The sequence below is a fragment of the Rhodopila globiformis genome (assembly GCF_002937115.1).
Taxonomy (GTDB): Bacteria; Pseudomonadota; Alphaproteobacteria; order Acetobacterales; family Acetobacteraceae; genus Rhodopila; species Rhodopila globiformis.
This window is the reverse complement of record NZ_NHRY01000171.1, coordinates 1-3620: the sequence shown is the minus strand read 5'-3', so window position 1 is coordinate 3620 and position 3620 is coordinate 1. Positions and strand designations below refer to the sequence as shown.

Here is a 3620-nt window from a genome sequence, read left to right as displayed (position 1 = left end):
ACAAGGCGGTTGTCGATGCCTGCTGCGAGGCCTGGAACAAGCTCATGCAAATGCCGGAACGGATTGCTTCCCTGACCCAGCGCAAATGGGCAGCAATAACGGTCACCGGATAGGGCCGTTGGTATAAGGTCCGCTTGCTCTCGTCATGGCCGGGTGTGTCCCGGCCATCTGCGCTTCGACGATGGGGGGGTGGATGGCCGGGACACGCCCGGCCATGACGAAAACGTAACGGACCTGGTGCCGCAGCGGCGCTTCGGGTCAGGAGGCTTAGGTAACCGTCCACGCGCCTTTCCCATCCGGCGGCGGCTCGCACCAGACCGGCACGCCGTTGCGGGTCCGCACGTTCGGCTCGTGCCCCATGGCAGCCCGCAAGGCGCGGAACATTCCGCCATGGCCGACCACCAGGACCACGGGGGGACGCTGGGTGCAGCGGTTGAGCACCGCGACCGAGCGTTGCGTCAGTGCGGCAAAACTCTCTCCCCCTGCCGGCGTCAAACGGCCCAGCACCCAGTCGGTGAACCATTCCGTCATCGGCTTGCCTTCCTGCACGCCGAAGGCGACCTCCCGCAGGTCGTGCTCGATCTGCACGGGCAGCCCCAGGGAGGACGCCACGATATCCGCCGTCGCCCTGGCGCGTGACAGCGGCGAGCAGATCAGGCTGACGATGCCGCGGTCGCGCAGCAGCAGCGCGGCGGACCGAGCCTGCGCCAGCCCGGTCTCGTTCAGCGGAACGTCGACGCTGCCCTGTGACAGGTCCTGGGCGTTCCAGTCCGTCTCGCCGTGCCGCAGGAACCAGAACGCGACGGGGTGCATGGTGCTCATGGGATCAGGCCAGGCCTTCCTGCTGCAGCATGCGCTGCACCGACGGCCGGGCGAGCATGCGCTGCAGGTGGGCGGCGCAGTTCGGCGGCAGGGTGATGCCGAAGCGCTGGGACCAGAACTCGATGTAGAAGATCGCCGTGTCGGCGAACGAGAACTGTCCGACTGCGTAGTCCTTGCCGGCCAGCGCCTGGTCGAGCAGGGCGAAGCCGCGTTCGACGATTTCCCGGCCGCGCGCCTTCACCGCATCCTCGTCCGCGGCGCTCGGGCCGAAGCCCGAGGGGCGGATCAGGCGGCCGAACCCCTGCATGTGGATGGTGGCGACGACGTAGTCGGTCAGTTCCAGCACCCGGGCCTGAAGGTCGATGTCGTCGGGCAGCAGGTTGGCATAGGGATTGGTGCGGGCCAGCCAGTAAGCGATGGCGGGATATTCGGTCAGCACCGAGCCGTCGTCGCGCAGCAGCGTCGGCACCTTGGATTTCGGGTTCACCGCGGTGTAGGCGGACTGGTGTTGCGCGCCCTGGCGCAGGTCCACCCGCTCGGTTTCATACGGCTTGCCGATTTCCTCGAGCAGGGTGTGGATGCCAATGGAGCAGGCGCCCGGGGCGTAATACAGCTTCATGCTTCTCTCCCTGTGCTATCGCCAGGCCCCGACCGCTGGACGATCGAGTCCAAGATTCTCCCGCAGAGTAGCGCCGGTGTAGTCCAGATGGAACAGGCCGCGGCGTTGCAGTTCGGGGACAACGAGACGGGAGAAATCCTCATAGGCGCCCGGCACGTGGGAGGCGGCGACGACGAAGCCGTCGCAGGCGCGGGTGGTGAACCATTCCTCCAGCCCGTCGGCGACGTCCTTCGGGCTGCCGATGAAGCGCGGATGATCGTGGAAGGTGCCGCGGCGGGTGATGGCGATGAAGTCGCGCGGCGTCGGCAGGCGGCCGCCAAGCTCGCGGCGGATGCGGTCGCGCATGCCCTGCACGCCGGTCCAACTGTCGAGTTGCTCCTGCGTGAACGGCTCATCGATCGGCTGCTTCGAAAAGTCGAAGTTCATCACCTCGGACAGCAGCGACAGGCTGTCGATTTCCCTGGGCAGGGAGTCGATCAGGGCGGCGTGGTCTTCCGCCTCGGCGCGGGTTTCGGCGACGACGGGATAGACGCCGGCGCAGACGAAGGTCCTGTCCGGATCGCGGCCAGCGGCGGCGACCTGGGCCTTGAACGACGCGTAGTCGCGCTGCGCCTGGGACAGGCCATGGTAGGCGACGAAGACCAGCTCGGCCCAGCGGGCGGCGAAGCGCTGGCCGCGGCCGCTCTGGCCGGCCTGGATCAGCACCGGATGGCCCTGCGCCGAGCGCGGCACGGTGAACGGCCCGCGGGAACGGAAGAAATCGCCCTGGTGGTCCAGGCGGTGGACTTTCTCCGGGTGGGCGAACAGGCCGGTGGCCCTGTCGGCGACGATGGCGCCGTCTTCCCAGGAGTCCCAGTGGCCCAGCACGACCTGCATGAACTCGTCGGCACGGTCGTAGCGGCGGTCGTGGTCGTCGTGGGCGGCGTGGCCCATGTTCAGCGCCTCGCCGTCGTTCATCGAGGTGACGATGTTCCAGGCGGCGCGGCCGTCGGTCATCAGGTCGAGCGTGGCGAAGACGCGGGCGACGTGGAACGGCTCGTAATAGGTGGTGGAGCAGGTGGCGCCGAGGCCGAGCCGCTCGGTGGCCATGCCCATGACGGTCAGGACGGTGATCGGGTCCATCTTCACGCAGCGGATGCCGTTGGCGACGGTGTGGGCGTGGTCGCCGCCGTAGAGGTCGGGCATGGCGAGGCGATCGTCGAAGAAGCCGAGGTGGAACTTGCCGGCCTCCAGCGCGCGGCCGATGCGGCGGTAATAGGCGGGGGCGGTGAAATCCTGGCTGGCCAGCGGGTGGCGCCAGGAGCCAACGAAGTTGGTGCAGTTCTGCGCCTGCAGAAAGCCGACCAGGATCATCTGGCGCATGGTGCTGGTTTCCCCCGCTGTTGTGCGGGGAGCCTATACCCGGGGTGGGAAAAGGTGAAATTTGTGACGGGAGGGTGCTTGCATTGTCCGGCGAACCCCTCTAGAAGGCGGCCCACCCGAACGGAGCGCGGGCGTAGCTCAGGGGTAGAGCACAACCTTGCCAAGGTTGGGGTCGAGGGTTCGAATCCCTTCGCCCGCTCCAGATTTTCTCAAAGAAATCAGCGAGTTAGAGCGGTCCTTCGGGACCGCCTTTTGCTTCCCCGGCCTCCGGGCGATATTCGGGGAAGCACTGGGGAAGCAGCGGGAAGCGAGCCGTGGCGGGCGTTCGAATGCCGTGGGGGTGTCTGAGACTCGGGATGCCGTGCCACGCGGCCATATCTGGCACCACGCCAGACCCAGGATTTGCGCGCCGTCGCCCCAGCAGCAGCCGCTATCATCGCCCCCAAAAGGGTGCCCCGGATCAATTGGCGGAAGCGAAGGTTTCATGCGTCACGCTCCTTGATCGCCTGACGTTTTGCCAGAACCGAGCGCGGCGACTCCGACAGCCATTCGGAACCACGCCCCGCCCAGAAGCCGCCGACCGCCGTATCCAACGTATAGGCCATCGGCTTTGAGGTGTGTGCGAAGCCCGAAAAGCTTGCATTCACAAATCACCTGCATGTTGGGCTCCGGCTTTATCATCTTTGCCGACTAGTACACCTCGCCGGAAGAACGAACCCCATTTCGACGGCCGCTCACGCAGCGAGCGGCTTGCCGGTCATGGTCCACTTGAACGGCTTGGCGAGGGTGCGGTTGAAGTAGGCGATGAAGGCCTCGA

General features: G+C 66.6%; 4 protein-coding genes and 1 tRNA gene. 1 reads left to right on the top strand and 4 read right to left on the bottom strand.

Going from position 1 to position 3620, the window contains the following annotated elements; genetic code table 11:
• Positions 1–267: 267 nt before the first annotated feature.
• The 3 genes from CCS01_RS16110 to CCS01_RS16100 are packed head-to-tail and all read right to left on the bottom strand — an operon-like array spanning position 268 to position 2803.
• Positions 268–822, bottom strand: coding sequence for a histidine phosphatase family protein (locus CCS01_RS16110; RefSeq protein ID WP_104519808.1), 555 nt, complete (start codon positions 820–822; stop codon positions 268–270).
• A 4-nt stretch (positions 823–826) separates the two neighbouring features.
• On the bottom strand, positions 827–1441 hold the full coding sequence (locus CCS01_RS16105) for a glutathione S-transferase family protein (RefSeq protein WP_104519807.1): 615 nt from the start codon (positions 1439–1441) through the stop codon (positions 827–829).
• A gap of 15 nt (positions 1442–1456) precedes the next feature.
• On the bottom strand, positions 1457–2803 hold the full coding sequence (locus tag CCS01_RS16100; RefSeq protein WP_204848310.1) for an LLM class flavin-dependent oxidoreductase: 1347 nt from the start codon (positions 2801–2803) through the stop codon (positions 1457–1459).
• A gap of 127 nt (positions 2804–2930) precedes the next feature.
• On the opposite strand from CCS01_RS16100, the gene CCS01_RS16095 reads away from it, so the two are divergent.
• A tRNA-Gly gene (locus CCS01_RS16095) sits at positions 2931–3005 on the top strand.
• A gap of 280 nt (positions 3006–3285) precedes the next feature.
• Here the strand turns inward: CCS01_RS16095 and CCS01_RS33770 are convergent.
• A complete protein-coding gene (locus CCS01_RS33770; protein WP_158258426.1) occupies positions 3286–3450 on the bottom strand; it encodes a hypothetical protein in 165 nt (54 codons plus the stop codon).
• Positions 3451–3620: the final 170 nt, after the last annotated feature.

Excerpts from the sequence above, each read along its gene's own strand:
- CCS01_RS16110 (WP_104519808.1), bottom strand. The coding sequence starts at position 822 with ATGAGCACCATGCACCCCGTCGCGTTCTGGTTCCTGCGGCACGGCGAG.
- CCS01_RS16105 (WP_104519807.1), bottom strand. The coding sequence starts at position 1,441 with ATGAAGCTGTATTACGCCCCGGGCGCCTGCTCCATTGGCATCCACACC.
- CCS01_RS16100 (WP_204848310.1), bottom strand. The coding sequence starts at position 2,803 with ATGCGCCAGATGATCCTGGTCGGCTTTCTGCAGGCGCAGAACTGCACC.